The following is a 20,680-nucleotide window of genomic DNA, read 5'->3' on the forward strand; positions in this document are numbered from 1 at the left end:
CGGCCGCCGATTCCAACGTCACGCCAGCGGGAGCTTGCATGAAATCCATTGTCCGTATCCTTTGCCTGACTCTGCCGCTTGCCGCGGCGCCGGTCATTGCTGATGAGCTTGCCGACGCGGTTCAGGCCGATTACGACGCGCACCTTGCGCCGCTCTTCGAACACTTTCACCGCAACCCGGAACTGTCCTTCATGGAGTCCGCGACTGCTGCGCGGCTCGCCTCGGAGCTGCGCGATGCCGGTTATGTGGTCACCGAGGGCGTCGGCCGCACAGGTATTGTTGCCATCCTGGAGAATGGCGAGGGGCCGACGGTGATGATGCGCGCCGATATGGACGGCCTGCCTGTGCCGGAAAAGACCGACCTGCCCTATGCTTCGGAGGCGATGCAGGTGGACCGCAACGGCAATGAGGTACCGGTAATGCACGCCTGCGGACACGACGTACATATCACGGCGCTGGTGGGTACGGCGCGGCAGATGGGCGCCCGAAGGGACGAGTGGTCCGGCACGCTCATGCTCATCGGCCAGCCGGCGGAAGAGCTCATCGCCGGGGCCCGGGTAATGATGGAAGACGATCTCTGGGCGCGCTTTGGCAAGCCGGACCAGGCCATGGCCTTCCACGTTGCCTCCAGTATTCCTGCAGGCAAGCTGTCGGCGCCGCTGGCGCCTTACTCCGGCTCGGACACGGTGGATATCATCGTGCACGGTGTCGGCGCCCACGGGGCCAGCCCGCACGCGGGCATCGACCCGGTCCTGGTCGGCTCGCAGATCGTGCTCGGGCTGCAGACCGTGGTCAGCCGCAGCCTGGCCCCCCGGGAGCCTGGCGTGATCACCGTCGGCGCGTTCCACGCCGGCACCAAGCACAACATCATCTCCGACCGCGCGCACCTGCAGCTCACGGTGCGCAGCGAGAGCGCCGCCGCACGCAAGCTGCTTCTGGATGGTATCCGCCGCATCGCCGAGCATACGGGCCGCGCGGCGGGTCTGCCGGAGGACCTTCTGCCCGAGGTCATTGTTTCCGACGAGAGTACGCCGCCGACCCTCAACGACCCGGCGCTCACCGCGCGGCTCACGGCCACCTGGGGCGAGCGCTTTGGCGAGGACGTCTTCCACACGGCCAAGCGCCAGGGTATGGGTGCGGAGGACTTCCCTTTCTTTGTCACCGATCCCTACATCCCGAGTACCTACTTCGCGGTCGGTGGCACGCCGCAGGCCGTCTTCGACGCGGCGGAGGCCGGCGGGCCGCCAGTGCCCTCGCACCACTCGCCGCTGTTCAAGGTGGCGCCGGAGCCGTCGATTACCCTGGGGGTTGAAGCGACGGTCACGGGGCTGCTCGAGCTGCTCGGTAGCTGACCTTGTCCGACGTGGTACCGGTTCGCCCGGCGAGTACCGTCGTCCTCTTGCGCGAGCACGACGGGCGGCTGGAGACGCTGCTCCTGAAGCGCAACAAGGCGTTGCTCTTTGCGGGCGGCTTCTGGGTCTTTCCCGGGGGCGCCATCGATGATGGCGACCGCGCTGCGGCCGGGGGTGATCCCGACCGCGCTGCCCGGCTGGCGGCTGCCCGGGAGGCCTGGGAAGAGGCGGGGGTCGCGGCTGACCCGGAGACCATGGTCTCCCTGAGTCACTGGACTACGCCGGCGGTGGAGAAGCGCCGTTTCGCTACCTGGTTTTTCGCCGCGCCCCTGGCGGCCGACGCCGAGGTCACCATCGATCACGGCGAGATTCATGAAGCGCGCTGGCTGGGCCTTGGCGAGGCCCTGGCGGCCCACGCCGCCGGGGCGCTCAACCTGATGCCCCCGACCTATATCACCTTGCTCAACCTTGTGCGCTATCGGGATCTTGCCGGCGTGCTCGCTGCCGAGGCCCGCTCGCCCGTGCCCCGGGTAGAGCCCGTGCTCGGACGGGAGGGGGAACGGCCGGTCACCCTCTACCCGGGGGATGCCGCCTATGCCGGTGGAGATCCGGCGGCCGCAGGGCCGCGCCACCGCTGTGTGCTTGAGGGCCGGCAGTGGATCTATCAATGCAGCGACCTGCCTGAAGAGTGTGTGCCGCTTGTCGCCAGAGGCCTCAGCCCGTGATGACAGCGGCTGAAGCCCGCTATCCCCTCTGGGACCTTCCGGTCCGCGTGTCTCACTGGCTCATTGCCCTGTGCCTGCCCGCGGCCTGGTGGACCGCGGAGGAGGGGCACCTCGAGCTGCACGCCTGGATCGGCTATACGGTGCTGACCCTGGTCCTTGCGCGCCTCGCCTGGGGCGTCTTCGGCAGCCCCCAGGCGCGCTTTGCCGATTTCCTGCGCGGTCCTGGCGCCATTATCGCCTATCTGCGTGAGGGCCGACGTGACACGCCGGGGCACAATCCCCTTGGTGGCTGGTCGGCGATGCTGCTGTGGTCGCTGCTGCTCGTACAGGCCCTGACCGGTCTCTACAACAGCGACGGGATTCTCTTTGACGGGCCGCTGTACCACGCCGCCGACGAGGCGGTCACTGACAAGCTCGGTGCGGTCCACGGCTGGCTGTTCAACGGCATCCTGGCCTTTGTGGGCCTCCACGTGGCGGCCGTATTGTTCTATCAATGGCGCCGCGGTGAGCAGCTCCTCGTGCCGATGGTCCGTGGTAGTGCGCCCGGTCGCGTCGGCACCGGGCCGGCGGCGCCGCTCTGGCGGGCTCTGCTGATCCTGGACCTGGTGGCGCTGGCGCTGCTCGCGATCTTCGCCGCGGCGCCGGAACCGGTGTCGTCCTGGTGGTAGCCGCGGCGCGCTGAGTCAGAACAGGGCGTGGTCGCCCAGTTCCTGGCCGGCAAGTCCCTTTGCCAGCGCCTGCTCGTAGAAGGCCTCTAGCGTATCTTCGCCGAAGGATGGCGTCGCCGCGGCGTCGTAGGCGCCGCGCGTCTCGTCCCAGAGCAGCATGGATTCGGTGGCGTAGTAGTGCCCGATGCGTGCGAACTCTGCCTTGTCGACCAGTGAAGGAACTACCCGGCCAAGCGCGCCGAGCACGCCGCCGACCGCGGTGAACAGCCCCGGCGGGACGCTGCGGTAGCGCGGGGGCCGGCCACTCAGCCGGAACAGCAGCTCCCCCATGGCCCGGGGCGTGAGCGCCGGGCCGGGCCCGCCGACGGGCAGGATGGCGTCGTGCCGCATCGGGTCGTCCAGGCAGTCGACGAGGTAGCAGGCCAGGTCCCGCTCGCTGATGGGCTTGCACGCGGTCAGTTCGCCGTTGCCGAAAAGCAGGTAGGGCTTGCCGGCGAGCACCCGTGGAAGCTGGCCGGCCAGAGACTTGAAAAAAGCGGTGGGGCGGACGATGGAGTAGCGCAGGCCGCTGGCCGCGAGCAATGCCTCGAAGGTCAGCTTGGCCCGCTGGAAGGCGAGCTTCGGTCGCTGCACGCAGATCGCCGAGAGCAGCACGAAGTGGGGAACGCCGGCCGTCAGCGCCGCGTCCAGCAGCACCCGGTTGGCCTCGAACTCCACGGTCCAGGCATCGCGGACGCCGCCGCCGCGGGTGGCGAGGCAGGAGAAGACGGCGTCAAAGGACTCGCCGGCGAAACCGTCTTCGCGCAGGCTGTGCGGATCCGAGACGTCGCCTACCCGGAACTCAGCGTCCGGGAGAGCCCGGGCGAGGTCTTCGGGGCTGTCACGGCCGCCGACGCCGCTTCGCGGCCGTACCAGGCAGACTACGCGGTGCCCCCGGGCGCAGAGTTCGCGCACCAGCGCACGGCCGCTATAGCCGCTGGCGCCGGCGACGAAGACCGCGCGGCCGGGGGAGGCTCCCGCCACGGCGCCTCCCGGAATCAGTACAGGTAGTCCTTGGACTTGTAGTCGTCGTGACAGGCCTTGCAGGTGCCGCCTGTGGCCTTCACGGCCTCGGCAATGGCCGCCCGGTCGCCGCCTTCGGCCGCCTTGTCCAGGGCTTTGGCTGCGTCGCTGAGGTCCGTCAGCTTGGCTTCGAAGTCGTCCATGTTGTCCCAGATCGCGGGCTTGGCGCGGGTCGTACCCTTTTCGGAGCCCGGCGCGAAGCCGCGCAGGAGGTTTAGCTCGGTGACAGTTTCCAGATCCTTCGCCCAGCCCTGTAGCATCTCGAGGTCCCAGGGGATATCGCCCTTGACCATGTCGGCGATGGGGCCGAAGTTCATGGCGACGATGGCGAAGTAGGACTGCCGATAGGACTGCAGCGGCTCCTTGGAATCGAGGCGCGCACTGACGAGCGGTGCTGTGAAGAGGGTGGCGGCGACGGTTGTCGCGGCGAGAATGCGTTTCAGGGGCATCGGCATGGGCGGGTTTCTCCTCTGGCCTTAAAAGGGGCGCGCCGGCAGTTCGCCGCCGCTCCAGCTATGCTAACAGATGCCCCGGGCGGCGCCAGCAGGACCCCCGGGGTCTACGCGGCTCGCCAGCCCCGCGCGCGGCGGGTAAACTGCGGCGCGGACCAACGGGGAGGGGAGTCCATGAGCGAGGGAACGCGTCCGCTGGAGGGTCTTCGGGTCATCGAGCTGGGGCAACTGCTGGCGGGGCCCTTTACGGGAACCATCCTGGCTTACTTCGGCGCCGAGGTGATCAAGGTCGAGCCTCCCGGCGGTGACCCCATTCGCGGCTGGCGCGAGGTTCGGGACGGCACCTCGCTCTGGTACCGCAGCCTCGGGCGCAATAAAAAGTCCGTGACCCTGGATCTGAAGAGCGAGCGCGGCCGGGCCCTGACCCTGGCGCTTCTCGACGACGCCGATGTGCTCGTGGAGAACTTCCGGCCCGGGGCCATGGAGCAGTGGGGGCTCGGGCCCGAGGTGCTCAAGGCGCGCAACCCCGGGCTTATTTACGCGCGGATCTCCGGCTACGGGCAGACCGGGCCTAATGCGAACAAGCCCGGCTATGCATCGGTGACCGAAGGCTTTGGCGGCTTCCGCTATATCAACGGGGAGCCCGGCGAGGCGCCGGTTCGCCCCAATATTTCCCTCGGCGATACCCTCTCGGCGATCCACGCGGCCCTGGGCATTGCCCTCGCCGTCATCGAGCGCCAGCGCAGCGGTGCGGGACAGACCGTCGACGTGGCGCTTTACGAATCGATTTTCAATCTCCTGGAGGCCATCGTTCCGGAATTCGATGGTGCCGGCGTGATCCGGGAGCCCTCCGGTACGACCATCACCGGCATCGTACCGACCAATACCTACCGCTGCGCCGACGGACGCCATGTGATCATCGGCGGCAACGGTGACTCCATCTTCAAGCGCCTTATGGTCGTCGCCGGCCGGTCGGACATGGCCGAGAACCCGGCGCTGGCCGACAATGCGGGGCGGGTGCAGCACGAGGCGGCTATCGACGCGGCCCTGGCCGCGTGGTGTGCCGGGCTCGCTGCGGCCGAGGTGATCGAGCAGCTCGAGGCGGCGCGAGTCCCCGTGGGGCCTATCTACAGCGTCGCCGACATGGTGGCGGACCCGCACTATCGGGCACGCGGTCTGTTCGAAACGGTGGAAGTGGACGGCAAGCCGCTTAAGATACCGGCAATTCTACCGCGCCTGGAGGGAACGCCGGGCCGCACCGAGTGGCCCGGCGGGGCCGTTGGCAGTCACAACGAGGAAGTGCTCGGCGGACTACTCGGCCTGTCGGGTGAGGAGTTGGCGGCGCTGCGTGCCGAAGGCGTGATCGCCTAGACGCGGCTATTTGCCGAGCATAGTGCGGGCCACCAGCTCGCGCATGATTTCCGAGGACCCGCCATAGATGCGCTGGATGCGCGCGTCGGTGTAGAAGCGGGAGATCGGGTATTCGGCAGTGTAACCGTAGCCGCCGAAGAGCTGCAGGCAGTCGTCCACGGTGCTGCACTGCATTTCACAGGATGCGAGCTTGAGCATTGCCGCCTTGTCGGCGGTCAGCTGGCCGCGGGCGTATTCGTCGGCGCACTGCTCGTAGAGCGCCCGGTTGAGGGCGATTTCCGTCTTCACGTCGGCGAGCTTGAAGCGCGTATTCTGGAAGGCGCCGATGGTCTGGCCAAAGGCCTTGCGCTCCTGCACGTAGTCCACGGTGAGGGCCAGTGCCCCCTCTGCGGCGGCCACGGCCTGCGCGGCGATGCCCAGGCGCTCCCGGGGCAGTTCCTCCATCATGATCACGAAACCCCGGTTCTCCTCGCCGAGGAGGGCGTCCGCGGGCAGGCGCACGTCCTGGAAGAACAGCTGCGCAGTGTCCGAGCTGTGCTGGCCGATTTTTTCGATCTTCTTGCTCTTCTCGAAGCCCGGCAAGTGGGCGTCTACGAGAAACAGGCTGGTGCCCTTGGCGCCCTTGCCCGGATCCGTGATCGCCGCCACGATGACCAGGTCGGCGTGAATGCCGTTGGTGATGAAGATCTTGGAACCGTTGAGGATCCATCCGTCGCCGTCGCGGACTGCGTTGGTGCGGATCGCCTGCACGTCGGAGCCGGCGCCGGGCTCGGTCATGGCAAGAGCGCCTACGGCCTCGCCGGTGACCATGCGCGGCAGCCATTGCTGTTTCTGTGCCTCGGTGCCATGGCGCGACAGGTACGGCGCGACGATGTTCGAGTGGATACCGTAGCCGCTGGCGATGCCGCCGAAGCCCATGGCCGAGAGTTCCTCGATGAGTGCCAGGGTGACGTGGGGAGAGGTGCCGGCGCCGCCGTAGGCTTCGTCCACGTCGGGGCAGAGCAGTCCTGCCTCGCCCAGGGTGCGCCAGAGCTCCCTCGGCACGAGGTGCGCTTCTTCCCACGCCTCGAAATGGGGGCTGATTTCCTGTTCGAAGGCCCGCCGGGCCATGTCGCGGAACAGTTGCATGGTTTCAAGACCGGCGTCCTGGGTCATGAGGGCTTCCTCTGTGTTTCAGGTTGGTGCTGCTGGACAATGCCAACTGGATCGCAGAAGTATGACTAAAAATTTACCTCGCCTCAAAACTGGTGCAGGCTGCGGCGGCGAAGTGTGCTGAGTATAGCGGTCGGGGAGGCTGTGTTGGCGATGGATAGGTCTGAAAGTCTGGCGGGTGCTGTCGTGCCGGAGGGCATTCCACTGCTGCGCTCTCTCGGCCCCGGTATCATGATGGCCGCCGCTGCCGTCGGCGGTTCCCACCTCGTCGCCTCTACCAAGGCCGGTGCCATTTATGGCTGGCAACTGCTAGCCCTGGTGCTGCTGGTCAATCTGTTCAAGTATCCGTTTTTCCGCGCCGGGGTTCACTACACCATGGGCACCGGCGAGAGCCTCGTGGAGGGCTATGCGCGCCTGGGTCGGCCCTACCTCACTGCCTTTGCAGCGCTGGCGCTGATCAGCGGTATGGTCAATGTCGCCGCCCTGACCCTGTTCAGTGCCAGCCTGCTCGGTTACTTCCTGCCGTTTACCGCAAGCCTGAAGCTGCTCAGCGGCCTGACGCTCCTGGCCTGCCTTGGACTGCTTGCTGCCGGGCGTTTCCGGGCTCTCAGCGCCTTGTCCAAGGGGATCATGATTTCGCTCACCGCCGCAACGTTGACCGCGGTGGCGATAGCAGCGGGCAAGGCCGCCGTGCCGACGCCGGGTTTCGTGGCACCGAGAGCCCTCTCCGCCGCGGCCATCGGCTTCATCGTGATAACCATGGGCTGGATGCCCGCGCCGATCGAGATTTCCAGCATCACCTCGCAGTGGCTGAAGCGCCAGCGTGAACTCCAGGCGGTGACGCCTGCTTCTGCGCTGCGTGATTTCAATATCGGCTACGTCGTTACGACGGTGCTCGCGGTCGTGTTCCTGGCCCTGGGCGCGCTGATTCTTTATGGCACCGGGGTCGAGCTCGCGGAGTCGGGAATCGGCTTCGCCCGGCAGTTGGTCGGTCTCTATGCGGCAACGATCGGCAGCTGGTCCGGGCCGCTGATCGCACTGATCGCTTTTCTCTGCATCTTTGGCAGTACCATCACGGCCCTCGACGGCTATGCACGGGTTCTCGCGGAGGCCTGGCAGCGGCTCACCCGGCAGGCGGCGGCGCCGAGCGAGTTTTCGGCGCTGCGCTGGATCCTTGGGCTGGCGCTCGCGGCGGTGGCAATCCTTGTGTTTTTCTCCACCGCGCTCATGCCGATGATGAACTTCGCCATGATCATGGCCTTCCTGACGACGCCTTTCTTCGCCTGGCTGAATTACCTGCTCGTTTTCCGCACGCCGCTGCCTGAGGCGGTGCGCCCCGGCCGGGCCTTTGTCTGGCTGGCCCGCCTCGGCCTGACCTACCTCCTGGGTTTTCTTCTTCTTTTCATCTGGTGGCGCTGGCTGCTTTGAAGTCGCTTTACAGGGCGGACAGGCCCAGTGGTAGTGATGGGTGAGCCCTTTGAGCTGAAACATGAGCAGGAGCCCGCCGCCCACGCTGAGCCAGACCGGCAGGAAACTGTCCTCAAAGGCGTTGGCGAGGGATAGACCCCCGGCCACGAAAAACCCGCCCAGGAGCGCCACCTCTTCGTAGATGACTTCGTAGATGACGCCTCTGCGTGTCTGCGGCTCTCGGTTGATGACGATGTCCCGAAGCGTGCCGCCGCCGGCGCCGTTTCACGGCTGGCGTACCTTCGCTGTTTGCCGCTATGCTCATGTCCCTTGGCAAAGACAGGGAGACAGCCATGCGCGACTACACCCGTTTCTACATTGATGGCCAGTGGGTCGACCCGGCCGAGCCCCGCCCCCTCGAGGTGATCAACCCGGCAACGGAAGAGAGCTGCGCGCGGATTTCCCTTGGCGGTGAAGCAGACGTGAACCGTGCGGTGGCAGCTGCCCGCCGGGCCTTCGACAGCTACGCGCAAAGCAGCCGGGAAGAGCGGGTGGAACTGCTCGAGGCCTGTGCTGCGGTTTACGAAAAGCGCTTCGCTGATATTGCCGCCGCGATCAGCGAGGAGATGGGCGCACCGAAGGGCCTCGCCGGTGGCAGCCAGGCCTTCACCGGGCTCGGACATCTCAAGGAAGCGGCGAAGGTGCTGCGCGACTACCCCTTCGAAGAGGCCATCGGCGAGCACCGCGTGGTCAAGGAGCCGATCGGCGTCTGCGGCCTGATCACGCCCTGGAACTGGCCGGTCAACCAGATTGCCTGCAAGGTGGCGCCGGCGCTGGCCGTGGGCTGCACGGTGGTGCTCAAGCCCAGCGAGGTGGCGCCGCTGTCTGCGTGGATTTTCAGCGAAATTCTTGACGAAGCCGGCGTGCCCCCCGGTGTCTACAACATGGTCAACGGCGACGGCCCCGGCGTCGGCACCTTCCTGGCGAAGCACCCGGGGATCGACATGATGTCGTTCACCGGGTCCACCCGGGCCGGAACCCTGGTGGCACAGAACGCTGCGCCCTCCGTCAAGCGCGTGACTCAGGAGCTCGGGGGCAAGTCGCCGAACATCATTCTTGAGGATGCGGACTTCGAAAAAGCTGTGGCCAGTGGCGTCGAGGAGATGTATCAGAATACCGGGCAGTCGTGTAACGCGCCGTCACGCATGCTGGTACCCCGCGCGCGCCTGACCGAGGCTGAGGATATCGCCCGGCGGGTAACCGAGGGTGTAGTGGTCGGTGACCCGGCCGATGACCGTACGCAGGTCGGACCTGTGGTCTCGAAGGTACAGTGGGACAAGATCCAGGGCCTCATCGAGCGCGGCATTGAAGAGGGCGCGACCCTGGTCTGTGGCGGTCCGGGCAAGCCCGAAGGCCTGGCGCGTGGCTACTATGTCCGGCCGACGGTATTCTCCGCGGTCAACAATGACATGACCATTGCCCGGGAAGAGATCTTCGGGCCGGTGCTGGCAATGATTCCTTACGACACGGAGGCGGAGGCGATCCGCATCGCCAATGACACGCCCTACGGCCTCGCCGCCTACGTGCAGAGCGAGGATATCGAACACGCGCGTCGGGTGGCGGCGCAGATCCGCGCCGGCAACATCCATATCAACAATCAGTGGGGCGGTTTCGCCGTGCCGTTCGGTGGTTACAAGCAATCCGGTAACGGTCGCGAATGGGGCGCACACGGCTTTACCGATTTCCTTGAGATCAAGGCCATCGAGGGTTACGGGACCTGACCGGTGGGGGATTATATCCTTGCCATCGACCAGGGCACGACCGGTACCACTGTCGCGCTTATGGACGCGACGGGCCGTTTGCGGGCGAGCGTAAACCACGAGTTTCCGCAGCATTATCCGAAGCCTGGCTGGGTGGATCACCGAGTCGATGATATCCGGGCTTCCGTGGAAAAGGGCATCCGCGGCGTACTGCGCAAGGGGGTATGCAAGGCCAGCGAGATCGCCGCTGTCGGGCTTACCAATCAGCGCGAGACTGCGCTGCTCTGGGACCGGGAGACCGGCGAGGCCCTCAACAATGCGGTGGTCTGGCAATGTCGGCGGACCACGGAGTTCTGCGAAGCCCTGAAGTCCGCCGGCCACGAGAAGGCCGTCCGCCGCAAGACGGGCCTCGTGCTGGACCCGTACTTCTCGGCCAGTAAGTTCCGTTGGTTGCTGCGCAACACGCCGGGGATCAAGCGCAGGCTCGCCGCGGGCCGAGTCGCCGGGGGTACGGTGGACAGCTACCTGGTCTGGCAGCTCACCGGGGGGCAGCAGCACGTCACCGATGTCTCCAATGCGGCGCGCACGAGTCTTATGAATCTGAAGACCCTGGATTGGGATAGCGAGCTTGCGGAGCTGTTTGAAGTCCCCCGGGAAATCCTGCCGGCCATCGTGCCCTGCAGCGGCCTGCTCGGTCATACCCGCGGTGTGCGGGGTCTGCCCGACGGAATCCCCATCGCCGGCATGGCCGGTGATCAGCAGGCGGCTCTGTTCGGCCAGGCCTGCTTCGCCGTCGGTGACGCCAAATGTACCTTCGGTACAGGCTCCTTTATCGTCATGAATACCGGTGGCGAGCCGCTCCACTCCCACGCCGGGCTGCTGACGACGGTGGCCTGGCAGCTGGGGGAGGGGGGCAAGCCCGTTTACGCGCTCGAGGGCGGCGCCTTCATCTGCGGGGCGGCCGTTCAGTGGCTGCGCGATGGCCTCAAGCTGATCCGGCGCGCGGCGGACGTGGAGGCGCTCGCGGCGAAGGTCGAGGATCACGGTGGGGTGGAGTTCGTGCCGGCCCTCACGGGGCTTGGCGCACCGCACTGGGCGCCGGAGGCCCGGGGCGTGATCACCGGGCTTACCCGGGGCACCACCCGGGCCCACATCGCCCGGGCTACCCTCGATGCTATCGCCCTGCAGAACGCCGATATTCTCCGCGCCATGGAGAAAGACCTGGGCCGGCGCATGCGCCCGCTGCGCGTGGACGGTGGCGCCTCCGCCAACAACCTCCTTATGCAGATCCAGGCCGATGTGCTCGGGCGCAAGCTCCTTCGCCCGCAGCTCATCGAGACCACCGTCGCCGGCGCGAGCTACCTTGCCGGCATCGGTATCGGGCTGTGGCGCGGGACCGCGGATATCCGCCGCGGCTGGCAGGCCGGGGAGGAGTTCCGGGTCCGCCTTTCCGCGCCTGCGCGCCGCCGCCGCCGGGCGTCCTGGGAAACCGCCCTGGAGCGCACGCTGCGCTGATCAGTCCGCAGACGGTGGCTGCCGCGGCTCCGCCGCACCCTCCGGCCACTCGAGGATGCCCCGGGCCCGGGCCCGGGACTCCCAGTTGCGGCGCGCCAGCTGCTGCATGTCTGCCACCGCGTCTGATTCATCCATGATCTCAAGGCCCAGGAGGGTCTCAATGACGTCCTCCATGGTGACGATGCCGGCCATGCCCCCGTAGTCGTCCATGACCAGGGCGATATGCTCCCGGTTTTCGAGGAAGCTGGTGAACAGCTCCGGCAGCGGGCAGTGCTCCGGTACCACCTGGATGGGCCGCAGCAGCGCCCCGAGGTGGAGCGCGCCTTCCCCGGCGGCCTGGCGCTCCAGGGCCTCGCTGCGCAGCACGTAGCCGGTGATGTCTTCCGGGCGGCCGCTGCGGTAAAGGAGGATGCGCGAGAAGCGCAGCCCCGGGTTTTCCTCCAGGAACGCCTCCACGGTACGGTTCTCGTCGGCGCTGCGCACGACCATGCGCGGCGTCATGACACTGCGGGCACTCACATCCTTGAAGCGCAGCAGGTTGCGGATGATCGCGGTCTCTCCGCGGGCGAAAATGCCCTCCTGGGCACCCAGCTCCGCGAGGGCGACGAACTCCGAGCGCGTCAGCACGGAGGCGGACTCGCTGCGGTTGAGGCTCCGGGTCACCAGCTGGCAGCCCCAGACGAGCGGATAGAGGGTGGCGATGATGAAGGCCAGGGAGCGCACCGTGAAGGGCGCCAGGCGCTGCCAGTAGCTTGCGCCCAGTGTCTTGGGAATGATCTCGGACAGGATGAGCACGGCCAGGGTCATGGCAGCAGGGACAAGCAGGGAAGTGATGAGCGGGTTGGCATCGGACCAGATAAGCGCCGCCTGTTGACCCACGCCGATGGCACCGGCGGTGTGGGCGATGGTGTTCAGCGTGAGGATTGCCGCCAGGGGCTGGTCGATGTTGCGCTTGAAGCGCTCCAGCTGTGCACCGGTGCGACCGCCTTCCTGCAGCTGCAGCTGTGCGTAGGCCGGTGTGATTGACAGCAACACCGCCTCCCACAGAGAGCACAGGAAAGACGTGACGATAGCGACCAGGAAGAAAGCCGCGAGCAGGGAAAGCACCGCGCCGCCCCCTCAGCCGCCGAGTCCGCCCATGAGCACGTACTTGATTTCCGTGTAATCGTCGATGCCAAACTGGGAGCCCTCGCGACCGGAGCCCGATTCCTTGACGCCGCCGAAGGGTGCCATTTCGTTGGAGATCAACCCCTCGTTGATACCGACGATGCCATACTGCAGGCCCTCCGCGACGCGCCAGGCGCGACCGAGATCGCGGGTGTAAAAGTAGCTGGCGAGGCCGAAGGGTGTGTCGTTGGCGAGCCGGATGGCCTCGGCCTCGTCGCTGAAACGGGTAACCGGCGACACAGGGCCGAAGATTTCGGTCTGGAATACGGGCATTGCTGCGCTGACCTCCGTGAGCACCGTGGGCTGATAGAAACAGGGGCCCAGCTCGTGGGGCTTTCCGCCCAGGGCGACCCGGGCGCCGGCGTCGACACTGGCGGAGACCAGCGCGTGCACGTCTTCCACGGCACTGCGATTGACCAGCGGGCCCAGGGCAACGCCTTCCTCCATGCCGTTGCCCACCCGCAGCTCGGCAACGGCAGCGACCAGCCTCTCGACGAAGGCATCATGGATGCTGTCCTGGACCAGGAAACGGTTGGTGCAGACGCAGGTCTGGCCGCTGTTGCGGTACTTCGAGGCCATGGCGCCGGCCACTGCCGCGTCGAGGTCTGCGTCCTCGAAGACAATGAAAGGGGCGTTACCGCCCAGCTCCATGGAGGTGCGCTTGAGGGTCTTTGCGCACTGTTCGACCAGCGTCTTGCCGACGGGGGTGGAGCCGGTAAAGGTGAGCTTGCGCACGATCGCGTTGCCGGTGAGCTCACCGCCTATATCCGACGAGCTCCCGGCGACCACGTTGACGGCGCCGGCGGGAATCCCCGCACGGAGCGCCAGCTCAGCCATGGCCAGGGCCGACAGTGGTGTTTCGCTGGCAGGCTTGATGACTACCGTGCAGCCGGCCGCCAGCGCCGGGGCTACCTTGCGGGCGATCATGGCGTTGGGGAAGTTCCAGGGCGTGATCGCGGCGACCACGCCCACGGGCTCTCGCAGGCAGAGAATGCGCTTGCCCGGGGCCGGCCCCGGAATGATGGTCCCGTCGATACGCTTGGCCTGTTCGCCGAACCACTCGATGTAGGAGGCCCCGTAGGCAATCTCGCCGCGAGACTCGGCCAAGACCTTACCCTGTTCAGCGGTCATGATCCGCGCCAGGTCCTCCTGATTGTCCATGAGCAGGTCATACCAGGCGCGAAGCAGCTTCGCCCGCTCCTTGGCGGGGCGCTTGCGCCAGTCGGCCATGGCCCGCTCAGCGGCCTCAATGGCACGGCGGGTCTCGGCGGCACCCACTTTGGCGACCTTGGCCACCGTTTCGCCGGTGGCGGGATTGCTGACCGTTAGGTGCGCTTCGTCGTCCGCATCGATCCAGGCGCCGTCGACCAGGGCGCCGGTCTTGAGCAGGGAGGGGTCGCGGAGAGAAAGGTCCATGGTCGGGCTCCTGATTCAGTTGTGACCGGCAGTGTCGCGCCGCGGGCGTCGGGAACGCAAGCCGTGCCGGCGCAAGAGCCCGCGGAGCTGATCGTAGGACAGCCCCAGGGCCTCGGCGGTACGCTTCTGGTGGTGACCGTGGCTGGCCAGCGCCTCCGCGAGGAGACGGTGCTCGAAGGCGTCGACCCGCTCGCGCAGCGGCACCTCGCCGGCGGCTGCCTCCGCGTCTGCCGGAGCTTCCGTGAGGAGGGGCACTGCAGCTGTGGTCTCCCGTGGACGGGCATCGGCGAAAGGGTCCAGGGCTACCGTTGCAACCGCTGCCCCGGAGTCGCCCCAGCGGTACACTGAGCGCTCAACGGCATTTTTGAGCTCGCGCACGTTGCCGGGCCAGGAATGTGCCTCAAGCTGCGCCAGTGCCGCCTCGGTAAAACCGGGGAACAGGGGCCAGCCGAGCTCGGCACTCATCTGGATAGCGAAATGCTCGGCGAGCCCGGCTATGTCTTCGCGGCGCTCGCGCAACGGTGGCAGGTACACGATATCGAAGGCGAGCCGGTCGAGCAGGTCGTGGCGGAATTCACCGGCGGCGGCCATAGCGGGCAGATCGGCGTGGGTCGCCGCCACTACCCGCACGTCCACCCGGAGCGTGCGCTGGCCGCCGAGGCGTTCGAATTCTCCGTATTCGACCAGGCGCAGGAGTTTCTCCTGGAGCCGGGCGGAGGTGGTACCGAGCTCATCAAGGAACAGGGTGCCGCCGTCGGCGCGCTCGAAACGCCCCCGGTGCATCGCCGTGGCACCGGTGAAAGCACCGGCTTCATGCCCGAAGAGCTCCGACTCGAGGAGCGCTTCGGCCATGGCGGCGCAATTGACCTTGATGAACGGCGCTTCCCAGCGTGTCGAGAGGAAGTGCAGCCGCTCTGCGGCGAGTTCTTTCCCGGTGCCGCGTTCGCCGACGACGATCACCGGCCGGTTCACGGGGGCGAGGCGCGACAGGTGATCCAGGGCGGTGGCGAGGGCCTCGGAATTGCCGATGATGCTGTCGGGTGCGCGCATAGTGGCTTTTTAGACCTATCAGGATGGTTTTTCCAGCCTTAATTAAGGCTATAAAAGCCAGTATTTCTGGTATGTGTATGAATAATTCATTAATTAGGTGTCTTAAGATATTGATTTAAAACGCAACAATATAAATTGGCCTGGCTCTTGTTTATTGTCCTGTGATGCGGCCGATAGTCCGGCCCGCTCGCCACAGAGAGCCCTTTTCCGGGCAGGCACAGGAGAGTGACCATGGGTATTTTTTCCCGCATGACTGACATCATCAACTCCAACATCAATTCGCTGCTGGACCGCGCGGAAGACCCGGAGAAGATGATCCGACTCATCATCCAGGAGATGGAGGATACGCTGGTGGAGGTGCGCACCTCCTCTGCGCGGGTCCTCGCCGATCGGAAGCAGGCGGCCCGGCGCGTCGAGCAGCTGCGCGGTGAAGCCGACAGCTGGGACGAAAAGGCGAGGCTGGCCATCCGCAAGGACCGGGAGGACCTCGCCAGGGCGGCGCTGCAGGAGAAACGGGAGCTGGAGGAGGAGATCAGCGCCGTGGACGCTGAGCTGGCCGCCACTGATGAGCACGTGGCGCACCTCAATGAGGAGATCGGCCAGCTGCAGCAAAAACTGTCCGACGCCAAGGCCAAGCAGAAGACCCTGGCCATGCGCAACGCGACCGTGGATTCGCGCATCAAGGTGAAGCGCCAGGTGCACCGGGAGGCGCTGGATGATGCCTTCACGCGTTTTGAGCACTTTGAACGGCGGATGGACAACCTCGAGAGCCAGCTCGATGTGATGGATCTTGGCCGGGACGTGTCGCCGGGCCTGGCCGCGGAGATCGACGCGTTGCAGGAAGACGAGCGCCTGAACGATGAATTGGCCCGGCTGCGGCGCGAAGTCACGGGCGAGGGCAGAACGGGTGGGGGTCAGGCTTAGGCGGTACGCCTGGCTTACCCTCTGAGCATTTTCGAGTATAGGACCGACCGATGGAATTCTGGCAATTCATGTTTGTCCCCACCATTCTTTTCCTGGTGGTGGTGGCGCCAATCTGGATCACCATGCATTACCGCAGCGTGAGCCGCTCCAGCCGCAGCCTGAAGGCGACCGGCTGCGTATCGAGGATATGCTGGTAACCGTAGACCGGCTGACGGAGCGTATCGGCACCCTTGAGTCGATCCTGGATGACGAACACCCCGACTGGCGGCAGCAGGACGGCCGCAGTCGCAGTGAGGAGGTTCCATCATGAGTCATAGTCACCAGCGCAGCTTTGCTGCGCGCAGGCGCGAGGGCTGGGGTATGGGCCTTTACCGCAACACCCGGCGCAGTCGCCTGGCCGGCGTCTGCGCCGGCATTGCCGACTATTGGGACGTCGCCCACTGGGTGGTGCGGCTGCTGTTCATCGCCGCATTCCTGTTCACTGGGACCCTGGCCCTCTGGACTTATCTGGCGGGCTGGCTGCTGCTGGCGCCCCGGCCGCGGGGGGAAAGCCTCGATGGGGGAGCGCAAGCGGCGCTGCACCGGCCCATGGAGTACGACGAGCGACGCCATGATTTCCGACCGCAGAGCCCTTTTCGCTACAGCGAAAGTGCCAGCGTCCGCCTCGAGCGGGCCCAGGAGCGCCTGGAGGGCGCCCTGCGCCGGGTCGAGGCTATGGAGCGCTATGTGACCTCCCGGCGCTACCGTTTGAACAAGGCCTTTTCCTGCCTTTGAGGAAAGCCGCAGGCCGGCCGGCGTCTTTCCCGGCCGGCCGGCGTGCGCTATGCTCCCGTCTCATCACGATTACCCGCTTCCCGCAAGAAGCGCCCCGCACTCTGTGCAGGAGGTCCAGGCTGAACCAGGCGCTTGCCGGGGCCCGACCGGTCGAGGACCGGGTCCGGCCACTCACCGATTCCGAGGTGCCGCCGCCGCACCCGCTGCTGGCGCTCACCGAGGCGCATCGCGTAGTCCTTGAGGTGCTGTCACTGCGCCTGGCCCGCGGGCTGCTTGCCAACGCCCCTGCCGGCGACGGCCATGCGGTGATGATCCTGCCGGGGTTCCTCGGCTCCGATGGCTACAGCGCAGCTTTCCGCCGCTACCTCGCCCGACAGGGCTACGCGGTCCATGGCTGGGCCCAGGGCCGCAACCTGGGGCCCCGGGAGGGTGTGCTGGAGGCCCTGGTGGAGCGCGTGGAGTTCCTCGGCTCGCGTTATGGCGGCCCCATCTCCCTGATCGGCCACAGCCTCGGCGGTATTTTTGCCCGGGAGCTGGCCCGGGAAGTGCCGGCGCGGGTTCGCCAGGTGATTTCCCTCGGCAGTCCCTTCGGCGAGGGTCGCTGGAGCGGTTCCTACCCGGCGCGCCTGTTCGCCAGTCTCAACCCCCGGGACGACCTGCCGATTGCGGAGGCGCTGCTGCCGACGGCGCCCCCGGTACCGACCACGGCCATCTATTCCAAGGGCGACGGCATCTGCAACTGGCGCACAGCGCGGCAGGCCGTGGAGGCGGCGCATCCCTGTGCTCAGAGCATTCAGGTGCGCGGCAGCCACTGCGGCATGACCCTCAACCCGGCGATCTGGTTTCTCGTCGCCGAGCGCCTGGCGCAGCCTGTCGACGACTGGCGGCCTTTCCTGCCCCGGGACTGGTCCCGGCTGCTTTATCCCGCCTGTGAATAGTCCGGGGCGCGGGCAAGGCTCTTTTCTCAGTTAGCGCCGGGGCGCGGGCAGGGTTCTTCTATCAGTCGCTCCACGATATTCGCTTTGTGAGAGAAGAACCCTGCCCGCGCCCCTCCCGCCTGAGCTGGCTTCGATGGCGGCGGCCCGGGCAGGGGGTGACAAGCCTGCCGCTGGCGGATCAGGCGGCCCCGAGTCGTTCTGCGTGAAAAGCAATGTGCTCGCCTATGAAGCTGGCGATGAAATAGTAGCTGTGGTCGTAGCCCGGTTGCTGACGCAGCGTCGCTTCTACACCGGCGTCGGCACAGGCAGCGGCCAGCCGCTCTGGCATTAACTGTTCTTCCAGAAACCCGTCGGCCCCGCCTTGATCCACCAGCAGGGGGCGGGCGCTCGCGCCGTCGCGGAGCAGGGCCTCCGCGTCCCAGGCGCGCCATCGGGTGGGGTCCGGGCCGAGATAGTGGCCTAAGGCCTTGCGGCCCCAGGGGCATTGCGACGGCGCGCTGATGGGCGCGAAGGCCGAGATGCTCGCATAGCGATCCGGATTGCGAAGGCCTGCCACCAGGGCACCATGGCCGCCCATGGAATGACCGGCAATAGCTGCCTGCCCGTCGCGCAGGGGAAACTCCGCCGTCACCAGGGCCGGCAATTCGTGCACCACGTAGTCATACATGCGGTAGTGGTCGCGCCAGGGGGCTTCCGTGGCGTTGACGTAGAAGCCGGCCCCGAGGCCGAAGTCCCAGGCCCCCTCCGGGTCATCGGGAACCGCGTCGCCGCGGGGGCTGGTGTCCGCAGCGACCAGAGCGATGCCGGCCTCGGCGGCATAACGCTGGGCGCCGGCCTTGGTGACGAAGTTCTCGTCCGTGCAGGTCAGTCCCGAGAGCCAGTAGAGCACCGGTACCGGCCCCTGGCGCGCCTGCGGCGGCAGGAAGACGGAAAACGTCATGGTGCAGTCAACAGTGGTGGCGGCGTGGCGAAGGCGCAATTGCTCACCATCGAAACAGCGGCTGGCGGCGAGGGTTTCCAGGGCCATGGTGATCTCCTTGCGGTGGGTCGCAGCGGTATTGTGTCTGCTGGTTGTCGCGGCAGTATACGCAGCCGGCGAGTGATTTCGAGGGCTGCCCTGGCAGCTGCGCTTCGAGTACCCTTGCTCCGCAATCGAGGGAGGGCTCATGAACGAACGCATTGAGGATTTCGGCGGCGAGGGGATACCGGTTCTTTTTGCCCATGCCAACGGCTACCCGCCGGCCAGCTACCGCCGGTTTCTGCAGCGCCTGACGACGGTCTGCCGGGTGTTCGCCGTGCGCCACCGGCCCCTCTGGGGTGCGCCGGAGCCACCGGCGGGTCGCCTGCGCTGGTCCACCTTCGCCGGTGATCTGCTGGAGGCTCTCGAAGGCACCGGACTCGAACGTCCCTGGCTGCTGGGTCACTCCATGGGAGGCACCATCGGCCTCCTCGCCGCCCGACAGGCGCCAGAGCGCTTCCGCGGGCTGCTGCTCCTGGACCCGGTTTTTCTGCCCGCGCGCTTCGTGCTGGCCTCGAGCCTCGCGCCGCGGCGGCGTCTTGAGCGCATGCCCATGATCCGCCGGACCCTGGCGCGGCCGCAGCATTTCACCGACCGGGATGAGGCCTTCGCCTTTTATCGCGGAAAGCGCGCCTTCAGCGCCTTCGATGATGAAGCGCTCGCTGATTACGTCGCGGCAAGCTGCCGGCCCGCTGCCGCCGGCGGCGTCGAACTCGCTTTTCCCGCGGCCTGGGAGGCGGCCATCTACGCCAGTGCGCCGCTTGTCTGGCCTCAGCTTGCGGGCCTGCGGCTGCCCACCCTGGGCCTGCGCGGGGAGCATTCCGACACGCTTACGGCCGCTATGTTTCTTCGCTGGGGGCGTCTGCAGCGGCGGGCGGAGCTGCACCGGAGCCCCGGCGGACACCTGTTTCCGCTGGAGCATCCGGCCCCGGCCGCACAGCGAGTGCTCGATTATCTGTCGCGGGTGAAGGTCTGAGGCTGGTTCCAACCCGTGCCCGGTCTATAATCGGCGCAAAGTGAGGGTATGAGGTCATCGTGGGTAAGTTGCTGGTCATTGCCGATCTTGACGATAAGTGCGTCGCCACGGCGCGGGGGCTTGAATTGGCGCACAAGCTGGGCCACCGGGTCGATGTGGTCGCCTTTACCTACGCGTCCCTGCGCCGGCTCACGGGCGACAGGGCAGAGCAGGAGATGCTCAAACGCCAGCTTCTTGATCGACGTGAGCTGGCGCTCCGCGAGCGTATCGACAGGTACGCCAGGCCGGGCCAGGACGTGTCCCTGCGTGTGATCTGGATGAAGGATATTCACGACTGGATCAGGAAGCGCTGCGCCAGCGGCAGCTACGAGCTGGTGGTAAAGACCGTTAACCGCAGCGGCACCTTCACCTATACCTCAACAGACTGGCACCTGCTTCGTGAGTGCCCGGCACCGGTGCTCATTGCCAGCGAGAAGCAATGGAGCCGGACAAAACCCGTCCTTGCCGCTCTCGATCTGGGCAGCCGCTCGCGGGTAAAGCAGGCGCTGAACGCAGCGGTGCTCGCCCGTGCGCAGGCCTACGCCGGTGCCCTTGGCGTCGAACTGCGTATCATTGGTGCCATCGAGCTCCCGACCCTGCTCGCGGACCTCACTATCGTCGATGCCGATGGTTATGCGAAGGAGCAGCGTGAGGCGATGCAACCGCGTATCGACCGGCTCGCCGCTCAGTACGGCCTGGCGGAAAGGACTTTCCGCACCAAGCGCGGCCCGGTTGCCAAGGTGATCACCGCCGAGGCAGCGCGTTCGGGAGCACAGCTTGTGGTGATGGGCACCGTCGGGCGCTCCGGTGTGAAGGCCAGGCTTCTCGGCAACACTGCCGAGGCTGTGCTGCAGACCCTGAACACCGACGTGCTGGCACTCAAGCCCGGCTGTTGAGGTCCGTCACGATGACGC

At 66.6% G+C, this 20,680-nt stretch carries 19 protein-coding genes and 1 pseudogene; 13 read left to right on the forward strand and 7 right to left on the reverse strand.

Annotated elements, in window-relative coordinates; translation table 11 throughout:
- The first annotated feature begins 38 nt into the window (after positions 1 to 38).
- From HRUBRA_RS07860 to HRUBRA_RS07870, 3 genes are read left to right on the forward strand one after another with little or no spacing between them, the layout of a single operon-like run.
- Positions 39 to 1,352, forward strand: coding sequence for an amidohydrolase (locus tag HRUBRA_RS07860; RefSeq protein ID WP_035516127.1), 1,314 nt, complete (start codon positions 39 to 41; stop codon positions 1,350 to 1,352).
- Positions 1,353 to 1,363: 11 nt separating this feature from the next.
- Positions 1,364 to 2,077 carry an NUDIX domain-containing protein gene (locus HRUBRA_RS07865; protein ID WP_052094530.1) on the forward strand — a complete coding sequence of 238 codons (714 nt, stop codon included), beginning with the start codon at positions 1,364 to 1,366 and terminating at the stop codon, positions 2,075 to 2,077.
- Complete coding sequence (locus HRUBRA_RS07870; protein WP_035516130.1) at positions 2,077 to 2,745, forward strand: cytochrome b/b6 domain-containing protein; 669 nt, start codon at positions 2,077 to 2,079, stop codon at positions 2,743 to 2,745. The genes HRUBRA_RS07865 and HRUBRA_RS07870 overlap by 1 nt, the downstream gene beginning before the upstream one ends.
- A gap of 15 nt (positions 2,746 to 2,760) precedes the next feature.
- On the opposite strand, the gene HRUBRA_RS07875 is transcribed toward HRUBRA_RS07870, so the two are convergent.
- Both HRUBRA_RS07875 and HRUBRA_RS07880 read right to left on the reverse strand, forming a co-directional pair.
- On the reverse strand, positions 2,761 to 3,768 hold the full coding sequence (locus HRUBRA_RS07875; RefSeq protein ID WP_035516132.1) for an NAD(P)H-binding protein: 1,008 nt from the start codon (positions 3,766 to 3,768) through the stop codon (positions 2,761 to 2,763).
- Positions 3,769 to 3,782: 14 nt separating this feature from the next.
- Complete coding sequence (locus HRUBRA_RS07880; protein WP_236629815.1) at positions 3,783 to 4,262, reverse strand: c-type cytochrome; 480 nt, start codon at positions 4,260 to 4,262, stop codon at positions 3,783 to 3,785.
- A gap of 171 nt (positions 4,263 to 4,433) precedes the next feature.
- Here HRUBRA_RS07880 and HRUBRA_RS07885 point away from each other — a divergent pair, with 171 nt between their 5' ends.
- Entirely contained in the window at positions 4,434 to 5,630 is a 1,197-nt protein-coding gene (locus HRUBRA_RS07885) for a CaiB/BaiF CoA transferase family protein (protein WP_035516133.1), read from the forward strand.
- A 6-nt stretch (positions 5,631 to 5,636) separates the two neighbouring features.
- On the opposite strand, the gene HRUBRA_RS07890 is transcribed toward HRUBRA_RS07885, so the two are convergent.
- Positions 5,637 to 6,785 (reverse strand): acyl-CoA dehydrogenase family protein, encoded by a 1,149-nt coding sequence (locus HRUBRA_RS07890; protein ID WP_035516135.1) that lies wholly within the window; start codon positions 6,783 to 6,785, stop codon positions 5,637 to 5,639.
- A gap of 150 nt (positions 6,786 to 6,935) precedes the next feature.
- On the opposite strand from HRUBRA_RS07890, the gene HRUBRA_RS07895 reads away from it, so the two are divergent.
- The 3 genes from HRUBRA_RS07895 to glpK all read left to right on the forward strand — a co-directional run bounded on the left by HRUBRA_RS07895 (position 6,936) and on the right by glpK (position 11,464).
- On the forward strand, positions 6,936 to 8,210 hold the full coding sequence (locus HRUBRA_RS07895; protein ID WP_052094525.1) for an NRAMP family divalent metal transporter: 1,275 nt from the start codon (positions 6,936 to 6,938) through the stop codon (positions 8,208 to 8,210).
- A 332-nt stretch (positions 8,211 to 8,542) separates the two neighbouring features.
- A complete protein-coding gene (locus HRUBRA_RS07900; RefSeq protein WP_035516137.1) occupies positions 8,543 to 9,970 on the forward strand; it encodes an aldehyde dehydrogenase family protein in 1,428 nt (475 codons plus the stop codon).
- A gap of 3 nt (positions 9,971 to 9,973) precedes the next feature.
- Positions 9,974 to 11,464 (forward strand): glycerol kinase GlpK, encoded by a 1,491-nt coding sequence (gene glpK, locus HRUBRA_RS07905; protein WP_035516139.1) that lies wholly within the window; start codon positions 9,974 to 9,976, stop codon positions 11,462 to 11,464.
- Here the strand turns inward: glpK and HRUBRA_RS07910 are convergent, their stop codons facing one another.
- The 3 genes from HRUBRA_RS07910 to pspF are packed head-to-tail and all read right to left on the reverse strand — an operon-like array spanning position 11,465 to position 15,097.
- Positions 11,465 to 12,571, reverse strand: a complete 1,107-nt coding sequence (locus tag HRUBRA_RS07910; RefSeq protein WP_052094526.1) for a CNNM domain-containing protein — start codon at positions 12,569 to 12,571, stop codon at positions 11,465 to 11,467.
- Between the two features lie 12 nt (positions 12,572 to 12,583).
- The gene (locus HRUBRA_RS07915; protein ID WP_035516140.1) at positions 12,584 to 14,047 is read right to left on the reverse strand and encodes an NAD-dependent succinate-semialdehyde dehydrogenase; all 1,464 of its coding nucleotides are present in this window, start codon (positions 14,045 to 14,047) and stop codon (positions 12,584 to 12,586) included.
- Between the two features lie 15 nt (positions 14,048 to 14,062).
- Entirely contained in the window at positions 14,063 to 15,097 is a 1,035-nt protein-coding gene (gene pspF, locus HRUBRA_RS07920; RefSeq protein WP_035516141.1) for a phage shock protein operon transcriptional activator, read from the reverse strand.
- A gap of 231 nt (positions 15,098 to 15,328) precedes the next feature.
- Here pspF and pspA point away from each other — a divergent pair, with 231 nt between their 5' ends.
- The 4 genes and pseudogenes from pspA to HRUBRA_RS07935 all read left to right on the forward strand — a co-directional run bounded on the left by pspA (position 15,329) and on the right by HRUBRA_RS07935 (position 17,733).
- Positions 15,329 to 16,021 (forward strand): phage shock protein PspA, encoded by a 693-nt coding sequence (pspA, locus tag HRUBRA_RS07925; protein WP_035516142.1) that lies wholly within the window; start codon positions 15,329 to 15,331, stop codon positions 16,019 to 16,021.
- A gap of 122 nt (positions 16,022 to 16,143) precedes the next feature.
- Positions 16,144 to 16,331: pseudogene (locus HRUBRA_RS14965) on the forward strand (envelope stress response membrane protein PspB).
- The gene (locus tag HRUBRA_RS07930; protein WP_035516146.1) at positions 16,328 to 16,795 is read left to right on the forward strand and encodes a PspC domain-containing protein; all 468 of its coding nucleotides are present in this window, start codon (positions 16,328 to 16,330) and stop codon (positions 16,793 to 16,795) included. The pseudogene HRUBRA_RS14965 and the gene HRUBRA_RS07930 overlap by 4 nt, the downstream one beginning before the upstream one ends.
- 185 nt (positions 16,796 to 16,980) lie before the next feature.
- Positions 16,981 to 17,733: an alpha/beta hydrolase gene (locus tag HRUBRA_RS07935; protein ID WP_035516148.1), complete on the forward strand. Its 753-nt coding sequence runs from the start codon at positions 16,981 to 16,983 to the stop codon at positions 17,731 to 17,733.
- Between the two features lie 178 nt (positions 17,734 to 17,911).
- Here the strand turns inward: HRUBRA_RS07935 and fghA are convergent, their stop codons facing one another.
- The gene (gene fghA / locus HRUBRA_RS07940) at positions 17,912 to 18,754 is read right to left on the reverse strand and encodes an S-formylglutathione hydrolase (RefSeq protein ID WP_322786725.1); all 843 of its coding nucleotides are present in this window, start codon (positions 18,752 to 18,754) and stop codon (positions 17,912 to 17,914) included.
- 145 nt (positions 18,755 to 18,899) lie between these two features.
- On the opposite strand from fghA, the gene HRUBRA_RS07945 reads away from it, so the two are divergent.
- Positions 18,900 to 19,727 carry an alpha/beta fold hydrolase gene (locus HRUBRA_RS07945; RefSeq protein ID WP_035516151.1) on the forward strand — a complete coding sequence of 276 codons (828 nt, stop codon included), beginning with the start codon at positions 18,900 to 18,902 and terminating at the stop codon, positions 19,725 to 19,727.
- A gap of 59 nt (positions 19,728 to 19,786) precedes the next feature.
- Positions 19,787 to 20,662 (forward strand): universal stress protein, encoded by an 876-nt coding sequence (locus HRUBRA_RS07950; RefSeq protein WP_035516152.1) that lies wholly within the window; start codon positions 19,787 to 19,789, stop codon positions 20,660 to 20,662.
- The last annotated feature ends 18 nt before the right edge of the window (positions 20,663 to 20,680 follow it).

The sequence above is a fragment of the Pseudohaliea rubra DSM 19751 genome (genome assembly GCF_000764025.1).
Classification (GTDB): domain Bacteria; phylum Pseudomonadota; class Gammaproteobacteria; order Pseudomonadales; family Halieaceae; genus Pseudohaliea; species Pseudohaliea rubra.

Coding starts and splice junctions, on each gene's coding strand:
- HRUBRA_RS07860 (WP_035516127.1), top strand. CDS start 39: ATGAAATCCATTGTCCGTATCCTTTGCCTGACTCTGCCGCTTGCCGCG.
- HRUBRA_RS07870 (WP_035516130.1), top strand. CDS start 2,077: ATGACAGCGGCTGAAGCCCGCTATCCCCTCTGGGACCTTCCGGTCCGC.
- HRUBRA_RS07880 (WP_236629815.1), bottom strand. CDS start 4,262: ATGCCGATGCCCCTGAAACGCATTCTCGCCGCGACAACCGTCGCCGCC.
- HRUBRA_RS07885 (WP_035516133.1), top strand. CDS start 4,434: ATGAGCGAGGGAACGCGTCCGCTGGAGGGTCTTCGGGTCATCGAGCTG.
- HRUBRA_RS07890 (WP_035516135.1), bottom strand. CDS start 6,785: ATGACCCAGGACGCCGGTCTTGAAACCATGCAACTGTTCCGCGACATG.
- HRUBRA_RS07895 (WP_052094525.1), top strand. CDS start 6,936: ATGGATAGGTCTGAAAGTCTGGCGGGTGCTGTCGTGCCGGAGGGCATT.
- HRUBRA_RS07900 (WP_035516137.1), top strand. CDS start 8,543: ATGCGCGACTACACCCGTTTCTACATTGATGGCCAGTGGGTCGACCCG.
- HRUBRA_RS07915 (WP_035516140.1), bottom strand. CDS start 14,047: ATGGACCTTTCTCTCCGCGACCCCTCCCTGCTCAAGACCGGCGCCCTG.
- pspF (WP_035516141.1), bottom strand. CDS start 15,097: ATGCGCGCACCCGACAGCATCATCGGCAATTCCGAGGCCCTCGCCACC.
- pspA (WP_035516142.1), top strand. CDS start 15,329: ATGGGTATTTTTTCCCGCATGACTGACATCATCAACTCCAACATCAAT.
- HRUBRA_RS07930 (WP_035516146.1), top strand. CDS start 16,328: ATGAGTCATAGTCACCAGCGCAGCTTTGCTGCGCGCAGGCGCGAGGGC.
- HRUBRA_RS07945 (WP_035516151.1), top strand. CDS start 18,900: ATGAACGAACGCATTGAGGATTTCGGCGGCGAGGGGATACCGGTTCTT.